At 71.6% G+C, this 17345-nt stretch carries 15 protein-coding genes; 5 read left to right on the plus strand and 10 right to left on the minus strand.

What is annotated here, in order from left to right; translation table 11 throughout:
- The first annotated feature begins 26 nt into the window (after positions 1-26).
- Complete coding sequence (gene dctP / locus VFR64_08415) at positions 27-1112, plus strand: TRAP transporter substrate-binding protein DctP (GenBank protein ID HET9489761.1); 1086 nt, start codon at positions 27-29, stop codon at positions 1110-1112.
- 82 nt (positions 1113-1194) lie between these two features.
- Here the strand turns inward: dctP and VFR64_08420 are convergent, their stop codons facing one another.
- Together VFR64_08420 and VFR64_08425 are read right to left on the minus strand one after the other, a co-directional pair.
- Positions 1195-2490, minus strand: coding sequence for a TRAP transporter large permease subunit (locus tag VFR64_08420; protein ID HET9489762.1), 1296 nt, complete (start codon positions 2488-2490; stop codon positions 1195-1197).
- Positions 2491-2513: 23 nt separating this feature from the next.
- Positions 2514-3062, minus strand: coding sequence for a TRAP transporter small permease subunit (locus VFR64_08425; protein ID HET9489763.1), 549 nt, complete (start codon positions 3060-3062; stop codon positions 2514-2516).
- Between the two features lie 164 nt (positions 3063-3226).
- Here VFR64_08425 and VFR64_08430 point away from each other — a divergent pair, with 164 nt between their 5' ends.
- Genes VFR64_08430 through VFR64_08440 form a run of 3 tightly spaced genes read left to right on the plus strand, consistent with a single transcriptional unit; the run spans position 3227 to position 6901 of the window.
- On the plus strand, positions 3227-4021 hold the full coding sequence (locus tag VFR64_08430; protein ID HET9489764.1) for an SDR family oxidoreductase: 795 nt from the start codon (positions 3227-3229) through the stop codon (positions 4019-4021).
- Between the two features lie 42 nt (positions 4022-4063).
- Positions 4064-6379 (plus strand): xanthine dehydrogenase family protein molybdopterin-binding subunit, encoded by a 2316-nt coding sequence (locus VFR64_08435; protein HET9489765.1) that lies wholly within the window; start codon positions 4064-4066, stop codon positions 6377-6379.
- A gap of 9 nt (positions 6380-6388) precedes the next feature.
- A complete protein-coding gene (locus VFR64_08440; protein ID HET9489766.1) occupies positions 6389-6901 on the plus strand; it encodes a cyclic nucleotide-binding domain-containing protein in 513 nt (170 codons plus the stop codon).
- Positions 6902-6905: 4 nt separating this feature from the next.
- Here the strand turns inward: VFR64_08440 and VFR64_08445 are convergent, their stop codons facing one another.
- From VFR64_08445 to VFR64_08480, 8 genes are read right to left on the minus strand one after another with little or no spacing between them, the layout of a single operon-like run.
- On the minus strand, positions 6906-9224 hold the full coding sequence (locus tag VFR64_08445; protein HET9489767.1) for a molybdopterin guanine dinucleotide-containing S/N-oxide reductase: 2319 nt from the start codon (positions 9222-9224) through the stop codon (positions 6906-6908).
- Positions 9214-10095, minus strand: a complete 882-nt coding sequence (locus VFR64_08450) for a polysaccharide deacetylase family protein (GenBank protein HET9489768.1) — start codon at positions 10093-10095, stop codon at positions 9214-9216. Before VFR64_08450 ends, VFR64_08445 begins: the two co-directional genes overlap by 11 nt.
- Positions 10095-11387 (minus strand): ArgE/DapE family deacylase, encoded by a 1293-nt coding sequence (locus VFR64_08455; protein ID HET9489769.1) that lies wholly within the window; start codon positions 11385-11387, stop codon positions 10095-10097. Before VFR64_08455 ends, VFR64_08450 begins: the two co-directional genes overlap by 1 nt.
- Entirely contained in the window at positions 11384-11914 is a 531-nt protein-coding gene (locus tag VFR64_08460) for a hypothetical protein (GenBank protein ID HET9489770.1), read from the minus strand. The genes VFR64_08455 and VFR64_08460 overlap by 4 nt, the downstream gene beginning before the upstream one ends.
- Positions 11911-13188: a DUF58 domain-containing protein gene (locus VFR64_08465; GenBank protein ID HET9489771.1), complete on the minus strand. Its 1278-nt coding sequence runs from the start codon at positions 13186-13188 to the stop codon at positions 11911-11913. Before VFR64_08465 ends, VFR64_08460 begins: the two co-directional genes overlap by 4 nt.
- Positions 13185-14141: a MoxR family ATPase gene (locus VFR64_08470; protein ID HET9489772.1), complete on the minus strand. Its 957-nt coding sequence runs from the start codon at positions 14139-14141 to the stop codon at positions 13185-13187. The genes VFR64_08465 and VFR64_08470 overlap by 4 nt, the downstream gene beginning before the upstream one ends.
- The gene (locus VFR64_08475) at positions 14138-14587 is read right to left on the minus strand and encodes a hypothetical protein (GenBank protein HET9489773.1); all 450 of its coding nucleotides are present in this window, start codon (positions 14585-14587) and stop codon (positions 14138-14140) included. Before VFR64_08475 ends, VFR64_08470 begins: the two co-directional genes overlap by 4 nt.
- Entirely contained in the window at positions 14584-15651 is a 1068-nt protein-coding gene (locus VFR64_08480; protein ID HET9489774.1) for a DUF4129 domain-containing protein, read from the minus strand. The genes VFR64_08475 and VFR64_08480 overlap by 4 nt, the downstream gene beginning before the upstream one ends.
- Positions 15652-15773: 122 nt before the next feature.
- Here VFR64_08480 and VFR64_08485 point away from each other — a divergent pair, with 122 nt between their 5' ends.
- Positions 15774-17336: a hypothetical protein gene (locus VFR64_08485; GenBank protein ID HET9489775.1), complete on the plus strand. Its 1563-nt coding sequence runs from the start codon at positions 15774-15776 to the stop codon at positions 17334-17336.
- Positions 17337-17345 lie beyond the last annotated feature (9 nt).

Here is a 17345-nt window from a genome sequence, read left to right on the forward strand (position 1 = left end):
TACACCCAAGCCTCAGGAGGTGTTTCATGCAGCGACGAAGATTCCTCGTGAAGGCCGGCGGCGTGCTCGCCGTCGCGGGTGCGGCCACGGCCACCGCTACCCCGAACGTCATCGCCCAGCCGAAGTTCCGGTGGCGGCTGGCCACCAGCTGGCCGCCGAAATTTCACCCGCCCGGGATCGCCGCCGAGATGATGGCCAAGATGACGGAGCAGATGTCGGGCGGCCGCCTCCACATCGAGGTGTACGGCGCCGGCGAGCTCGTGCCGGGGCTCGAGAACTTCGAGGCTTGCCGGGCGGGTACCATCCAGGGCGGTCACAGCGCCGCCTACTACTGGGCGGGCAAGGAGCCGGCCACCCAGTGGTTCACCGCGGTGCCATTCGGCCTGAACGCCCAGGGCACCCAGGCCTGGCTCATGGCCGGCGGGGGTCAGAAGCTCTACGAGGAGCTGTACAGCGGGTTCAACCTCGTCCCCCGCCGGGGCGGGCCCACCGGGATCCAGATGGGAGGGTGGTTCCGCAAGAAGATCGAATCGATGAACGACTTCAAGGGGCTCAAGATGCGCATTCCCGGCCTCGGCGGCAAGGTCGTGGCGCGGGCCGGGGGAACCGTGACGCTGCTCGCCGTCGGCGACATCTTCCCTTCGCTCGAGCGTGGCGTCATCGATGCCACGGAGTGGGTGGGACCGCTGCAGGACGAGCGAGCCGGCTTCTACAAGGCGGCCAAGCACTACTACTACCCGGGCTGGCACGAGCCAGGGACCTCGGCCGAGTTCTTTTTCAACAAGAAGGCCTACGACTCGCTGCCCGTGGACATTCAGAAGGCGCTCGACGCCGCCTGCAACTATGCGGACGCGTGGACGCTGGCCGAGCACGAGGCGCAGAACTCGGTGGCCCTGGAACGTCTGACCAAGAAGCACGGCGTGAAGGTCTACCGGTTCCCCGACGAGGTGTTGAAGTCGCTGAAGAAGCTCTCGGAAGACGTGGTCCGGGAGGAAGCGGACAAGAGCCCGGTCGCCAAGAAGGTCTACGAGCACTACGAGAAGTTCAAGAATCAGTGGCTCGCCTACTCCGACCTGTCGGAGCGTGCCTACTTCCACATGATGTACCTCTAGGCCGTGTGATCGAGGTGGGCCCCGGCTCCGCCGGGGACCACCGAGCGTGGGGGGGTTGGGGGCCATTTCGGGGCCCCCAATCTCATTGGAATACGAGGCGTGGCAGCCAGAGCGCGAGCTGCGGGAACGCGATGATCGCCAGCATGCCGACGAGCTGGATGGCCACGAACGGGATGATGCCACGGTAGATGTGTCCGGTCGTCACGTCCGCAGACGCCACCCCCCGCAAGTAGAACAGCGCGTAGCCGAACGGCGGTGTCAGGAACGACGTCTGCAGATTCACGCCGAGCACGACGCCGTACCACAACGGGTCGAAGCCCATCTCGGTCAGGATCGGAGCCAGGACCGGGAGGTGGATGAACGAGATCTCGATGAAGTCGAGGAAGAAGCCGAGGAGGAAGACCAGCACCATCACGCTGCCGAACACGATGGCCGGCGACAGCTGCATGTCGGCGATGAAGTTCCGGATCAGCAGGTCTCCGCCCATCCCCCGGAAGGCGAGCCCGAAGGCCGACGCCCCCACCAGGATGATGAAGACCATGCTCGTGAGGCGAACGGTCAGCTGCATGACCTGCTGGAGCATCGCCCGCGAGAAGCGCCGGTTCACGATCGTGAGGATCAGCGCGCCGGTCGCCCCCATGGCCGCCGCCTCGGTCGGCGACGCGATGCCGAAGAAGATCGAGCCCAGCACCGCCACCATGAGGCTGAGCGGCGGGACCAGCACTTTGGCCGCCCGGATCGCCAGCGCCCGGCCGGCGACGGCGGCCCGCTCCGCGGCCGGGATGGCCGGCGCCAGCCCGGGCCGGACCAGGCAGATGGCCGCCACGTAGGCGACATAGAGCCCGGACAGGATCAGGCCCGGGACGAAGGCGCCCAGGAAGAGGTCGCCGACCGAGACCTGCAGGATGTCGGCCACGATGACCAGCACGATGCTCGGGGGGATGATCTGGCCCAGCGTCCCGGAGGCGCAGATGACGCCGGAGGCGAGCTCCTTCTGGTAGCCGCGGCGGACCATGGTCGGGAGCGCGATCAGGCCCATGGTCGTGACGGTGGCCCCGACGATCCCGGTGGACGCGGCCAGCAGCGTGCCCACGATCACCACCGACACCGCGATGCCGCCGGGGAGGCGGCCGAACACGAGCCCCATGGTGTCCAGCAGCTCCTCGGCCAGGCCGGAGCGCTCGAGCGTCACCCCCATGAAGACGAACAGGGGGACCGCGGTCAGCGTGAAGTTCGTCATCACGCCCCAGACGCGGAGGGGCAGCAGGTTGAAGAAGTCCATCCCGAAGCCGTAGAGCCCGAACGCGAACGCCGTCCCCGCGATCGTGAAGGCGACGGGATAGCCGACCAGGATGAGCGCGGTGAAGATCAAGAACATCCAGGCCGGCAGGAGGTCGTACGTCACCGCGGGGGCTCCTTGCTCCTCACCCGGTAGAAGTTCTTGATGATCTCGGAGATGCCCTGAATGCCCAGCAGGAAGAAGGCGAAGGGGATCACGGCCTTGAGCACGAAGCGCCCGGGGATGCCGCCGGGGTCCGGCGAGCCCTCCAGGTCGGCGAACGACGCCCTGACGAAGGGGATCGAAGTCCAGATGAGCAAGACGACGGTGGGCAGGAGGAACAGGATCCCGCCGAGGAAGTCGACCCAGGCCCGGATCCGTGGGGGGAAGCGGGCGTAGAAGATGTCGACCCGGACGTGGCTGTCGAGGAGGTGGGCATACCCGGCGGTGATCAGGAAGATCACGGCGAAGAGGTGCCACTCCAGCTCCTGGATGAAGACGTACGTGATGTTGAAGAGGTAGCGCATCACGACGTCGTAGGTGACGACGAGGACCAGCAGCAGCGCGAGCCAGGCCGACCAGCGTCCCACCCGGCCGTTCACGGCGTCGATGCCGCGGACCAGGGCCAGCATGGATCTCGGCGGATCGGCCCCGGTCGCGTGCGTCGTCACGCGGGAGGCCCGGCAGGACCGGCCACGGCGCGAGACGTGGTCACGCGCGGCATGCTAGCTCGGTGGCCCGGCGGCTTCAAGCGCGTTCACGTGCACACCGCCTCCAGAGGCCGCCGGCGAGAGGTCGTTGACAACCTCTCGTCGATTGTTTAGGTTCCGGCCGCATGGATCTCGGCCTGAAGGACAAGGTCGCCCTCGTCACCGGTGGCAGTAAGGGCATCGGCAAGGCGGTGGCTCGCGGGCTGGCCCAGGAAGGGGCCCGGGTGGCGATCTGCGCCCGGACCCGGACAGAGCTGGACGCCACCGCGGCGGAGCTGTCCCGGGCCACCGGCAGCGAGGTCTTCGCCGTGGCCGGCGACCTCACCCGTGAGGCCGACGTGCAGAAGATCGTCGAGGGGGCCGTGGGCCGCTTCGGCCGGATCGACATCCTCGTGAACAACGCGGGCGCCGCCCCGGGCGGTCTGCTGCTCGACCTCACCGAGGAGGACTGGCAGACGGCGCTGCAGCTCAAGTTCATGGGCTACGTGCGCTGCATGAAGGCGGTCATCCCCCACATGCTGAAGCAGGGCGGCGGCCGGATCGTGAACATCATCGGCAACGACGGCGTCAAGCCCATCGGCGTCGAGCTGACGCCGAGCGCCGCCAACGCCGCCGACCTCGCCGTCACCGTGGCCCTGGCCGAGCAGTACGGCCGCCAGAACATCTGCATCAATGCCATCAACCCGGGGCCGGTGGCCACCGAGCGCTGGGACGGCCTCATCGGCGGCATCGCCCGGATCCGGAAGATCCCGGTGGCCGAGGCGCAGAAACGGGCCGAACAGAGCATCCCGCTGGGTCGCATCTGCACGCCGGAGGAGGTCGCCAACGTCGCCGTCTTCGTGGCCTCTCCGCGGGCGAGCTTCATGAACGGCGCGCTCATCACGCTGGACGGCGGCCAGCGCAAGGCCTTGCTCGACTGACGCGGGCGGCGGTCGCCCACGCTTCGTCACGGCGTAATGTCAATGGCGCGGGCCGTCGGACGCTCCGTGCTCCGCAAGGAAGACCACCGGCTCCTCACCGGCCGCGGCAAGTACGCGGCCGACTTCCGCCTGCCCGGACTCCTGCACGCGGCGGTGTTGCGCTCCCCGCACGCCCATTCCAGGTTGGGCGCGATCCGGAGCAAGGCGGCCCTGGCCGCGCCGGGCGTGGTGGCGGTGGTGACGGCCGAGGACCTCGGCCCCGTGGGCCGGATCCCCGTGCGCCTGGGCCAGCGCCCGAGCGCCAGCGCGGTGGCCTGCCTGCAGCCGCCGCTCGCGCGCGACAAGGTCCGGTACGTCGGCGAGCCCGTGGCCGTCGTCGTGGCCGCGAGCCGTTACCTGGCCGAGGACGCGCTCGAGCTGATCGACGTCGACTACGATCCGCTGCCGGCCGTGGCCGACGCGCGGCGGGCGACGGCGCGCGAGGCGCCCGTGCTCCACGCCGCCATCGACGGCAACGTGGTGGATACGCTGCACACGCGCCGGGGGGACGCCGAGGCGGCGCTGGCCGGGGCCCGCTACCGGGTGAGCGAGCGCTTCTCCGTCCAGCGTCACACCGGCGTGCCCATGGAGACGCGGGGGCTGACCGCCGCCTTCGACGCCGGCACCGGCGTGCTGGGACTGTGGGGGGTGGCCAAGGTGCCGCACTTCAACCGCCGGGTGCTCGCCGACCTCCTCGGCCATCCCGAGCACCTGATCCACTTCGTGGAGCTGGAGGTCGGCGGCGGCTTCGGCGTCCGCGGCGAGTTCTATCCCGAGGATCTGATCGTGCCGTGGGCGGCGCGCCGGCTGGGCCGGCCCGTGCAGTGGATCGAGGACCGTCGCGAGCACCTGATGGCGACCAATCACTCGCGCCAGCAGGAGCACGACATCGAGATCGGCTTCGACGGCGACGGCCGCATCGTCGCTCTCGTCGACCGCTTCACGGTGGACATGGGCGCCTACATCCGCACGCATGGCGTCACCGTGCCCGAGCTGACTGCGGCCCTGCTGCCCGGGCCCTACCGGATCCCCCACTACGCCTGCGAGATCCGCTGTGTGCTGACCAACAAGACCCCGACCGGGACGTATCGCGGCCCCGGCCGCTTCGAGTGCACGTTCGTGCGCGAGCGGCTGATCGACGTCGCCGCCCGGCGGCTCGGCCTCGACCCCCTCGAGCTGCGGCGCCGCAACTTCGTCACCCCCGCCGAGATGCCGTACGAGGTCGGCGGCGCCTCCCTGAACCAGAAGACCGTGTACGACTGCGGGGACTATCGCTCGGCGCTGGACCAGGCGCTCGAGGCGGTGGGGTACGAGGCGGCCCGGGCCGAGCAGGCCGACGCGCGCCGCCGGGGGCGGTACGTCGGGATCGGAGTCGGCTGCCTCGTCGAGAAGGCGGGGCTCGGCCCCTGGGAGTACGCGCGCGTCGAGGTCGACGGCACGGGCCACGTCGTCGTGTACTCCGGGGTCGCCGCGGTGGGGCAAGGGATCGAGACCACCCTCGCCCAGGTCACCGCCGACGAGCTGAACGTGTCGCCCGAGGCCGTCACCGTCGTGCACGGCGACAGCGCCCAGGTCCCGTTCGGAGTCGGCGGCTTCGCCAGCCGCGGCGCCTCGGTGGCGTTGCCGGCCGCCGCCGAGGCCGCGCGCAAGGTGCGGGCCAAGATCCTCCACGTCGCCGCCTCCCTGCTGGAGGCGGCCAGCGACGACCTCGTCCTCGAGGAGGGCGCGGTCCACGTGCGCGGCCTGCCCGACAGGCGCGTGACGTTTCGCGAGCTGGCCCGCGCGGCGGTGCCCGGGCCTCCGGGCATGGAGCCCGGCCTCTATGCCGCCCACTTCTTCGAGGCGCCGAGGATGACGTACCCCTACGGCACCCACGTGGCCGTCGTCGAGGTCGATCCCGACACCGGCCGCGTGAGGTTGCTCAAGTACGCCATCGCCTACGACATCGGCCGCGCCATCAATCCCATGATCGTCGACGGACAGCTCGTGGGCGCGCTCGCCCAGGGCCTGGGTGGGACGCTCCTCGAGGAGCTGGTGTACGACGACCAGGGCCAGCCGCTGGCCACGACATTCATGGATTATCTGGTGCCGACGGCGATGGAGATGCCGGAGGCGACCGAGGTGCGGATCCTGGAGGAGACGCCCACCCCGCTGAACCCGCTCGGCGTCAAAGGGGTGGGCGAAGGCGGGAGCTCGGGCTGCGGGGGGGCCATCGCCAACGCCGTCGCGGACGCGCTGGCGCCGCTCGGCGTCTCCATCACCGCGCTGCCGCTGTCTCCCGACCGGCTGCTGGCGCTGATCCGCGGCGCCCGGCGCTAGGAGAAGTCGATGGACGAAACCTCCCCCCTGCATGGCCCCGAGGAGGCGGCTCAGCCCGACATCGCCGGGGCCGCGCGCTCCGACGACGCGCGGATCAGACATCTGGAGCGCGTGCCGCTGTTCAGCGGCTTGACGGACGATCAGCTTCGTCGCGTGGCGGCGATCTCCAGGCTCGTCGAGGTCCCCGCCGAATCCGTCCTCACGCGGATGGGCGAGCCGGGAGATTCATTCTTCATCCTGATCGATGGTCGGGCCGCGGTGCAGACGCAGATCGGCGTCAGCGATCCGCTCCAGCCCGGCGACTTCTTCGGCGAGATGAGCCTGCTCGACGGCGAGCCGCGGTCAGCCACCATCACGGCGACGACCGACGTACGGCTGCTGGTCGTCGAGCGCGCTCACTTCTGGCGTCTGCTGGACGAGACCCCGGAGGTGACCCGGCGGATCCTGATGGTGCTGTCGCGTCGCGTGCGGCGGCTGGAGCAAGCCGCCAACGCGCTCCTGGGCGGGGTGAGCTGGGTCTGAGGGCTCAGCGGCCGCGTTGTTCGATCGGCGGGGGCTCGTAGGCGCGGACCGGCGGCAGCGGCCCGGTCCACCGCTCGACCTCGACCAGCGCGTGCTGTCCCGAGCAGCCCTGGGCCAGCTTCGAGGTGCCCCGGTCGAACGTGAGCACGTTGGGATTGCCGTGGACGCACATGGCATCGGGGTCGGCGGGATCGAGGGGATCGTACCAGGCCCCGGTGGCCAGCTGGACCACCGAGGGGCGCACCGCGTCGGTCACGACGGCGCCGGCCAGGCAGCTGCCGCGGTCGTTGAACACCCGCACCACGTCCCCGCTCCGGATCCCGCGAGCGCCGGCATCGCTCGGGTGCAGGCGAATCGGCTCCCGTCCCTGGACCTTGGCGGCCTGGCTGAAGGCGCCGACGTCGAGCTGGCTGTGAAGCCGTGTCGTCGGGTTGTTGGCGATGAGGTGGAGCGGGTAGCGTTGGGCCAACGGCGAGCCGAGCCACTCGGCGGGCTCGAGCCAGGCCGGGTGCCCCGGGCAGTCGTCGTAGCCGAACTTGTCGATGGTCGACGAGAAGATCTCGATGCGGCCGCTCGGGGTGCTGAGCGGGGTGCCCTCGGGATCGTCCCGGAACCTCTCCAGCACGATGACATCCTGGTCGGCGTGGGGCACTTCCAGGACGCCGGCGGCCCAGAACGCGTCGAATGACGGCAGCGCCGGGCCACCGGCGCTCGCCACCCTCGCCCGCCAGTCGTCGTAGAGGTGCCGCAACCAGGCCATCTCGTCCCGCCCCTCGGTGAACGAGGCGCTCACCCCGAGCGCGGCGGCCAGGTCGGCGAAGATCGTGAAGTCGTTCCGCGCCTCGCCGTAGGGCTCGATCGCCTGGCGCATGGCGACCAGGCAGGGGTCGTTCGGGGACGCGCCGATGTCGTTGCGCTCCAGCGTCATCGTGGCGGGCAGCACGACGTCGGCGTGCCGGGCCATCGGCGTCCAGAACGCCTCGTGAACGACGATCGTATCGGGCCGGCCGAGGGCGCGCCGCCAGCGGCCCAGGTGCTGGTGGTGGTGGAAGGGATTGCCGCCGCACCAGTAGACGAGACGGGTGTCCGGGTACACCGGCCGCTCGCCGTCGAAGTCGAACGGCGCCCCCGGGTTGAGCAGCATGTCGGCCACCCGGGCGACCGGGATGGCGGCGCGCACCGCGTTGCGCAGCTGAGGCAGGGCCGGCGGGCGGACGCGCTGGGGCGGGCGGCCCACGTAGCCCAGCGAGCCGTAGCCGTGGCCGAAGCCGCCGCCGGGCAAGCCGATCTGCCCGAGCATCGCCGCCAGCACGACCGCCATCCACGGCGCCTGCTCGCCGTGCTCCGCGCGCTGGAGGGACCAGTTCACGTTGATGAGCGTGCGCCGGCTCGCCATGCGCCGGGCCAGCGCCCGGATCGTCGCCGCCGGGATCCCGGCGAGGCGTTCCGCCCACTCGGGCGTCTTCGCCCGGCCGTCCTCCACGCCGTGCAGGTACGCCTCGAAGTGGTCGAAGCCGACGCAGCAGCGCTCCAGGAAGGCGCGATCGTGGAGGCCCTCGGCGACCAGGGTGTGGGCCAGGGCCAGCATCACCGCCACGTCGGTGCCGGGCACGACGGGGAGCCACTCGGCCTCCACGAACTCGGGGATGTCGTCGCGCAGCGGGCTCAGCAGCACGAACTCCGCCCCGCGGGCTCTCGCCGCCCGCAGGTGATCGCGCACCGGATGCCGGCTCGCGCCCCCCGGCGTGACCATCGTGTTCTTGAGGGGCAGGCCGCCGAAGCACACGAACAGCTCGGTGTGCCGCTCGAGGACCGACCACGCCGTGGCCCGGTCGAGCACGCCCCGCATCGTGCCCAGCACGTGCGGCATGATCACCGTCAGGGCCCCGTTGCTGTAGGTGTGCTCGGAGCGGACATAACCGCCCAGGCAGTTCAGGAAGCGGTGGAGCTGGCTCTGGGCGTGGTGGAAGCGACCTGCGCTGCTCCAGCCGTAGGAGCCGCCGTAGACGGCCCGTCCGCCGTGATCGGTGTAGACGCGACGGAGCTCACGGGCCAGCAGGTCGATCGCCGTGTCCCAGTCGACCGGCACGAAGGGCTCGGCGCCCCGGCGGGGGCTGGGGCCGGGACCCCGGTCGAGCCAGCCGGCGCGGACCATCGGCTGGCCGATGCGGGCCGGATGCCGCACGCTGCCGGCGATGTTGTCGAGCAGCGGCGAGGGATCGGGGTCGTGGGGGTAGGGACGGATGGCCACCAACCGTCCGCCGTCGACGCCCGCCTCGAAGACGCCCCAGTGGGAGGTGTGCGACCGCCACTCAGGAGCCATGGATCGGCCGCTGGGAGAGGTACCAGTCGAGGATCCGGACGCCGTCCCAGGCCACCACGCCCTTGCGGGCCAGCAGGGTCTCGAAGGCCCGTGCCACGTGCCGGATGCGATGGGGCATGCCCGACAGGTAACAGTGGCAGGCGATGGCCATGACCTTCGGCCGCTCGGCGCTCTCCTCGTACAGGCACTCGAACTGGTCGAGCGCCCGCCGGTAGAGCATGTCCGAGGGCTGCTGTTGCAGCGCCATCATCACGATGTCGTGGATCTCGAAGTTGTAGGGCAGCGCCACCACGGGCCGCGAGGTCGTGCGCAGCGTGACGGGCTCGTCGTCGAGCACCCAGTCGCCGATGTACGCGATCCCGGCCTCGGCCAGATGGTCGAGCGTGCGCTCGGTCTGGGTGAGTCCCGGTCCGAACCAGCCGCGGGGCCGGGTCCCCGAGAACTTCTCGATGACCTCCAGCGAGCGCTGGATGACGGCGCGCTCGTCGTCCAGCTTGTGCATGGGGATCTGCTGGTAGCTGTGCGCGTTCAGCTCCCAGCGGCTCTCCAGGCAAGCTTCCACGACCTGGGGATACGTCTCGCACACCCGGGCATTGAGCGTCACCGTGGGCGAGATACCGAGCGCCTGGTACAGGCGGCGCAGGCGCCAGAAGCCCACGCGCATGCCGTACTCGTGCCACGTCCAGTTGGGCACGTCAGGGACCACCAGCTGCCCCTGTGGCGGCGGGATGACGGTGCGCGCCATCGGCCGCGCGATGTCCCACTCCTCCAGGGCCAGCACGGGCCAGAGGACGAGGCGGATCCCGTCGGGCAGCCTGAGTGGCGGTCGTCCCTCGATGGGCGAGTAGTCCAGGCGCTCTCTGGGCAGCATCACGGACCTCCCTGTCCCGTGCCCGCCGGCACAGCCACGCCGCACCAGCGTATCAGGAACAGCGCGAGCATGCGCGCGTACGCCAGCACGTCGTCCAGATTCACCCGCTCGTCCACCCGGTGGGCCCAGTACACGTCGCCGGGCCCCCAGACCACCGTCGGCGTGCCCCCGCCGGCGAGCCAGCCGGAGTCGCAGATGGCGCCCCGGCCGCCTCCGCCGATCTCCAGCGGGGCGCCCAACACCTGTCGCCCGGTCTCGACCAGCGCCTGAACCCCCGGGTGGGTCGGGTCCACGTCCGAGGGCAAGAAGGCGACGGGGTGCTCGGGGGGATCCCAGACCAGCTCCGGCGGGTGCTTGCGGAGCCACGCGTCCAGCTCGGCGGCGCGCCGGATCTGCTCTTCCACCTGGCGGCGCACGTCGTCGCAGCGCTCGCCGGGCAAGTACAGCACGATGACGTCCATCGTGCACTCGTCGGGGAGGAAGAATGGATTGCCGCCTCCGCCGATCGCGAAGGGGTTGATCAGCGTCTGGGCGGGCGGGATCGCCGGATGGCGCTTGAAGACGGCCCAGTCCCGCTCCAGCTCCTGGAGCGCGGGAACGATGCGGGTCGCCATCTTCTCCACGCAGTTGGCCCCCTCGAGCCCGCCGCCCGCGTGCACCGCCAGCCGCCGCGCGTGCAGGTGCAGCGTCTGGGCGCTCCGGATCGTGATTTTCAAATTCATGCTGCCGACGGCGGCCAGGAGCTGACGGGCCCGCGTGGCCTCGCCCACGATGCCGAAGTCGGCCCGGTAGCCGCGCCTGGTGCAGGCCTCGGTACCCGGCTCGCCGGCCTCTTCTCCCATGACGCTCTGCACCACCACGTCTCCGCGCAACCGCACCCGAGCCGCCTGCAGACGCCCCAGCACGTAGAGATAGGCCGCGAGCGCGGACTTCATGTCCGCCGTGCCCCGGCCGTACATGAGGCGGTCCTCGACCACCGGGTCGAAGGGCTCGCGGCGCCAGGCCCCGCGCTGGCGCACCTCGGCGACGTCGATGTGGCCGTTGAGGATCACCGAGCGCCCCGCACCGCCTCCCCGCCACACGCCCACGGCGTTGGGGCGCCCGGCGAGCGGCTCGAACACGTCCACCTCCATCCCGAGCGCTCGCATGCGCTCCGCCATCCACTGCTGGGCGGAGGCCTCGTTGTGGCCGGGCGGGTTGTCCGTCTCGAAGCGCACCAGGGCGGCGAGGAGCGCGATCAGCTCCGGCTCTGCTTCTTCGACGGACTTCAGGACGATCGACTCGACCGTCACGGCGGCGGCCCGGAGGGCTCCGCCGGAGCCTTCAGCAACGCGAACACGCCGACCACGGTCAGCACCGCCCCGAGCGCGGCGACCCCGAGGACCACCGGGAGCGCGGCTCCCTGGAGGAGGGCGGCGAGCGCGGTCGCCGGCACCGCGAGGACAGCCGCCACCGCGGCGCCGGCGCCCACGACGACCACCCACTGACGGACCTGGGCGGCGATGACCGAGGGGCCGATGGCGGCACGGCCCAGATGGCCCGCGATGTGGACGAGCGCCAGCAGCAGCACGAGCGTCGCCCCCAGGGCGATCGCCAGCACGGGGTCGGCGGGCGGGCGGACGATCGCGAGCGCCAGCGTGTGGGCGATCAACACCAGCGAGCCGCCGAGCGTCACCAGCGGCACGGACAGGACGGCGACGCCGGCGCCCCCCGGGATCAGCGCGGCCACCACCACCCAGGTGACCGGCGGCGAGGACAGGACAGTGAGCGGGAATGCGGCCAGCACCGCGAGCAGGATGGCGGCGGCCAGGCGCGTCATCCCGCCACCACTCGGCGAAGCCGCGGCCGGCGCAGCGCGGCCAGGGCGGCATCGAGGGGCTCGACGCCGTCCCATTCCACGATGCTCAACCCGCGACGGCGCAGCTCGGCGACCTGGGCCCGGCGCTCCAGGGCCCACAGCCGGGCGGCCACGTCGGCGACGGGGCTGGGCGGCGCGATGGCCCGTGTCGCGGCCACGGGCGACACGGCGATGACGGTGAGATCGAACCCGCGGGCGGCCAGGTCGCTGGCCGCTCTCACGAAGCGCGGATCGAGCATGGGGCTCAGGGCGAGGACCAGGGCCTGAGGCGGCAGGATGCGCGGGGGGACGAGGTCGAGGTCTCGATTCACGTAGGTGAAGACGACCGAAGCGTCCAGCAGCGTATCGAGCAGCCGCTGCAGCTGCGCGCGGCCGGAGCCCGGCTTCACCCAGCGGAGCTGACCGCCGTACTCGATCAGGCCCACGCGGTCCTTGCGGGCGAGATAGGCGGCGGCCAGGGCCGCGGCGCCGCGCGCCGCCGCATCGAGGACCGTCACGCCCTCGGCCCCCACGTCGGCCAGCGAGTCGAGCAGCAGCACGACGTCGGCGTTGCGCTCGCGGTGATGCTGCGTCACGTGCAGCAGGCCCAGCCGCAGCGTGGCGCGCCAGTTCACGTGGCGGACCTGATCGCCGGGGGCGAAGGGACGGATGTCACCCGGCTCGATGCCTTCACCGCGCGTCGGCGACACGTAGTTGCCGATGGACGTCTGCGTCCGGACGGGACGGGGCAGGTGGCGGATGGTCGCGACGTGGGGATAGACGGCGACGGTGTGCGGAGCCCGAACGCGGGTCTCGGCGGCGGTCAGTCCGAGTGGTCCCCAGAGCCGGACATGCGGGCCGCCCAGCCGCAGGTGCTGGCGGCCCGCGCAGCGCAGCGCGAAGGTCCACCGCACCTCCTCTCCTGGCCGCAGGGTGAAGAAGGCGTGGTGGCGGCCGCGCTCCAGGTGAACCCGCGGAGGCAGCGGCTCGAGCAGCTCCACGAGGGGCAGGGGTCCTTCGGCGCGCAGGGTGGCGGTCACCGTCACCCGCTCGTCCTCGAACACGCGGTCGGTGGACACCTCGCGGGTGAGCTGCCACGCCGGCGGCGCCCCCGTGCGCCGGCCGGCCACGAGCGCGACGACCAGGGGGACGGCGACCAGGATGAGGTCGGCGCGCCCGGCGACGACGCCCAGGAAGAGGGCCCAGACGACGAGCGTCAGGCAGGAGACATTGAGCGCCGTCGGACGCCAGGTCACGGAGATTCCGCTGCCGGGGCCGGGACCTCGCGCAGCAGGGCCTCGATCACGTGCGCCGGCGTCGTCCGCGAGATCCACAGCTCCGGCTTGAGGACGAGCCGATGGGCGAGGGCGGCCACCGCCATCGCCTTCACGTCGTCGGGCAGAACGAAGTCGCGGCCGCGGATGGCGGCCTCGGCTCGGGCCAGCTTCAGCAGGGCCAGGCTTCCCCGCGGCGAGGCGCCCAGCGTCACGCGGGCGTCGGTCCGCGTGGCCTGGACGAGGGCCACGATGTAGCGCTCCAGCGGCTCGCTCACGAATACGTCCTCGAGCGCCTCCTGCATGCCCAGCAGCTCTCCGCGGGTGACGAGGGTGGGCACGGTGGCGGTGTCGGTTCGCCGCTCGCGTCGGATCCTCAAAATCTCGCGCTCCCGCTCCGGCTCCGGATAGCCCACGCTGACGCGCAGCAGGAAACGGTCGAGCTGCGCCTCGGGCAACGGGTAGGTGCCCTCCAGCTCGATCGGGTTCTGGGTGGCGATGACCAGGAAGGGCCGGGCCAGCGCGAACGACTGCCCCTCCACGGTCACCTGCGCCTCCTGCATCGCCTCCAGGAGGGCCGCCTGGGTCTTGGGCGTGGCGCGGTTGATCTCGTCGGCGAGCAGCAGGTTGGTGAAGACGGGTCCGGGCCGGAACTCGAACCGGCCCTCGCGCTGGTCGTAGAGGAAGCTGCCCGTGATGTCGCTGGGCAGCATGTCGGGCGTGAACTGGATGCGGCGAAAGCCGAGATCGAGGGCTTGGGCCAGCAGCCGCGCGATCAGGGTCTTGGCCAGGCCCGGGTAGTCCTCCACGAGGACATGGCCGTTGGCGAGGACGCCGGCCAGGATCCGCTCCAGGACGTCGTCTTTGCCGACGACGATGCGACCGAGGGTCAGCACCACTTCGCGGACCCGCTCGGCGACGGCGTCGACCTTCACGGCTGCTTCTCGATGGCGGCGATCACCTGGCGCAGCCGGGCCAGGCTGGGACCGCGGCCGGGGCGAACCGCCAGGCGAGCCAGCGGGCCCGACGCCAGCGCGCAGAGGCGAGGCCACAGGACCCTGTCGAAGTGGCGCCGGCTGCGCAGCGCGGTGCGGACGTCGTGGACGAGATCCTGGAAGCGCAGCGGCACGACGGGCGGCAGCCCGGGGCGGCTGCGGGCCTCGTCGAGCGCGGAGGCCGGACCGGGGGCGAGGCGGTCAGCCACCGCACGCCGCAGCTGCAGCAGCGTGACGCCCAGGACGAGGGCCACGGCCAGCCGCGCCACCAGGCCACGCCAGGCCGGCTCCACGAAGACGTACGCGGGCACCGCGGCCATGAGCACGACACCGGCCAGCACCGTGCAGCGGACAGCGATCAACATGAGCGGCCGCTCGCGGCTCACGCGCCGAGCTCTGTATCGGAGCGCGAGCCCGGCCCGACCCGCGGGTGGGCTGGCCCAGGAAGTGGCGGCTGCGTTGTACCGGAGCGCGAGCCCGGCTCGACCCGCGGGTGGGCTGGCCCAGGCGGTGGTGGCTGCTCCGGATCGGCTGCGTCGGGGGGCGGCGCCTCGGTCGCCAGCGCCGCGGTGATCTCGTCCAGGCAGTCGCAGGCGGCGTCGCGCGCAGCGTCGCCGAGGGCGCGGTCGCTGAATCGTGCGACCTCGAAGAGCGCCGTCAGGCGCGCCACCGGGGGAACCGGCAGGGACAGCCGGCTCAGGGCTGCCCGCATGAACTCCATCGGCGTCTGCCACGGCGCCCGCGGCGCGCGAGCGCCGGCCAGGGCCCGCTCGAAGCGGCCGTAGGCGCGGATCACCGCCGCCCGCGCGTCGGGCTCCGCCCGGAGATCTCCTCCATCGTCGTCGTGGGCGGCGGCGGGCGCCGCGGCCAGGGACGCGGCGGCCGTCCGTCTCCTCCACCAGCGCTCCAGGCGATCCGCCAGCGCCACCAGGACCATAAGCGCGAAGAGGCCCAGGGCGAACAGGACCAGCAGCGTGCCGATCGTGAAATCGAAGAGTGGGACCGAGGTCGGCGGCTTGCGGGCGGCCGTCAGCAGCTCCAGCAGCTCGGCGATCGCGGTGAAGGCCTGGTCGATCGGATGGGTGTCCCCGCCGGACCAGTAGTGCCAGACGAGAAACCAGAACGCGGCGACCGTGAGCAGGACGGGAAGCACCGCCACCCAGCCGGGACGCCGCGGCGCCGCTCGGGCGATCGGTGGCTCGTCGCCCGTCCGCCGTCGCGGCGGCCGCTGCACCGCGAGCAGCAGGACCGCGGAGAGCACGAGCAGCGTCAGCACGAGCGTTCGCACCGCGCCGGGTAGCTGGACGGTCAGGCTCGCCCCGGGCGCGCCGGTCGGCGAGGGGAGCGGAGCGATGGTGGCCCCCAGCGCCAGCAACAGACCGATGCCGATCGCCGTACCCGCCCGGAGCCGGCCCAGACCGTGAACAAGGACGTTGCGCCGCGTTGCCACGCGCGCGGATGATGCAACGGCGGCGCTCGACGGTCAACGGCAGCGTGGCCGGTTGACGAAGGGCCTGGCCCGGGGTCACCATGGCGCCCACACGAACGCCGCCTCGCGGCGGAGGGAACGACATGGCGACGAGCGCCGCGGTCCTGAACGAGCCCCTGCCTGCTGCCGAGTACGCCCGACTGCAGGAGCGCATCCTCGCCCGCGACCAGAAGGGCGCCAGCGACGTGCTCTACCGGCTCTTGAAGCAGGGGCGACCGGTCACCGAGATCACGCGGGAGACGGTGCGCATCCACGCGCCCTACACGCACGTCCCCTACCACCAGCGGCTCGACGACGGCGTCGTGAAGTTCGTGAACAATGACCACTGCCTGCTGAGCGAGCGGGTCGGCCTGCCGCTGGCGTCGTTGATCCGTCCCGATCTGCGCCTGCTGCCGCTGGCCCAGACGGTCTGGTATCTGCCGACGGGGCTCGATCCCTGGAACCAGCTCCTGGGCAGGGCGCCGGGCCACTACACGCGGCTCTACAACATCGCGGTGGGCCAGGCCCCGCCGATGCCCGAGGCGCACTGGCCGGACCAGGAGCCGCTGCACCTCGACGGCCCGCTGAGCGAGCGCCTCAACCACTGGCTCACCCTGGTCCAGCGCGGCGAGGTGCTGGCCTCCTATCAGGTCTTCCTGGGGTTGATGGACGACGTGCCCAGCCGCCGGGCGGCGCTGGCCCACCTGGCCTTCGCCGGCCTGATCGACGTGCAGGACCGTATGTTCCACAATCGCTCGTACACCACCGGCCACAAGGCCTACCGGGCCCGGGCCACCATCGAGCTGGGCGAGACCTTCGGCTGGGACGCCGCCCACAGCGTGCTCTATGCCGGGGTGCCCGACATGGCGGTGGGGCCGCGCTGGTACTCGACCTACGAGGCGGGGTGCAACATCGTCCAGAACCTGCTCGGGGGCCGCGACGAGGAGCTCCTGCGCCAGGACACGCCGGTCACGTCAGCCGAGGAGGCGATGCTCGTCGACGCCATCACGCGCCAGCGGGAGGTCTCCGTCATCGAGGCGCTGGTGGCGCTGCTCAAGGCGGGACGCCAGCCGCGTCGCATCCTCGACGCCATCCAGGTGGCGGCGGCCCAGGTCATCCTGGACACGGGCCAGCCGAACAACTTCTCCATGGCCCAGCACGGCTACGAGTACACGAACACGCTCGGGTGGTTCTACGACACCTTCGCCCACCCTCACCGGCTCAAGCTGCTGTTCGTGGCCGCGCTGTTCATCAACCGCGCCGCCGAGCACCAGGCCAACACCCCGGGCAACGGCCGGCGCGCCATCACGCCATCGGCCGGGTCGGAGTCGTGGTCGGCGAGGCAACTGCTCGAGCGACTGGACGCGGCCCTGCTGGCCCTGCGGCCCGACGAAGCCGTGGATCTGACGGCCGCCTACCTCAAGGGCGGCTGGGATCGAGCGCCGCTCGTCGAGGAGCTGGCCACCGCGGCGTGCAAGCTGGGCAACGACCCCCACAACCAGGAGCTGGGCCTCTGTCTCGTGGAGGACTACCTCCACACGAAGGCCCACGATCGCGACCGGCTGCTCCTGGCCAGCGCCCAGCACACGGCGGGACACCGCAAGTACGGCGATCCCCTCGAGGCCTACCGCCGCTTTGCCGAGGTCTTCGACCTCGACGGCCGCTGAAGCCCGAGC

Source organism: Candidatus Methylomirabilota bacterium, from assembly GCA_035709005.1.
Taxonomy (GTDB): domain Bacteria; phylum Methylomirabilota; class Methylomirabilia; order Rokubacteriales; family CSP1-6; genus 40CM-4-69-5.

Excerpts from the sequence above, each read along its gene's own strand:
- dctP (HET9489761.1), top strand. The coding sequence starts at position 27 with ATGCAGCGACGAAGATTCCTCGTGAAGGCCGGCGGCGTGCTCGCCGTC.
- VFR64_08420 (HET9489762.1), bottom strand. The coding sequence starts at position 2,490 with ATGTTCTTGATCTTCACCGCGCTCATCCTGGTCGGCTATCCCGTCGCC.
- VFR64_08430 (HET9489764.1), top strand. The coding sequence starts at position 3,227 with ATGGATCTCGGCCTGAAGGACAAGGTCGCCCTCGTCACCGGTGGCAGT.
- VFR64_08435 (HET9489765.1), top strand. The coding sequence starts at position 4,064 with ATGGCGCGGGCCGTCGGACGCTCCGTGCTCCGCAAGGAAGACCACCGG.
- VFR64_08440 (HET9489766.1), top strand. The coding sequence starts at position 6,389 with ATGGACGAAACCTCCCCCCTGCATGGCCCCGAGGAGGCGGCTCAGCCC.
- VFR64_08445 (HET9489767.1), bottom strand. The coding sequence starts at position 9,224 with ATGGCTCCTGAGTGGCGGTCGCACACCTCCCACTGGGGCGTCTTCGAG.
- VFR64_08450 (HET9489768.1), bottom strand. The coding sequence starts at position 10,095 with ATGCTGCCCAGAGAGCGCCTGGACTACTCGCCCATCGAGGGACGACCG.
- VFR64_08460 (HET9489770.1), bottom strand. The coding sequence starts at position 11,914 with ATGACGCGCCTGGCCGCCGCCATCCTGCTCGCGGTGCTGGCCGCATTC.
- VFR64_08485 (HET9489775.1), top strand. The coding sequence starts at position 15,774 with ATGGCGACGAGCGCCGCGGTCCTGAACGAGCCCCTGCCTGCTGCCGAG.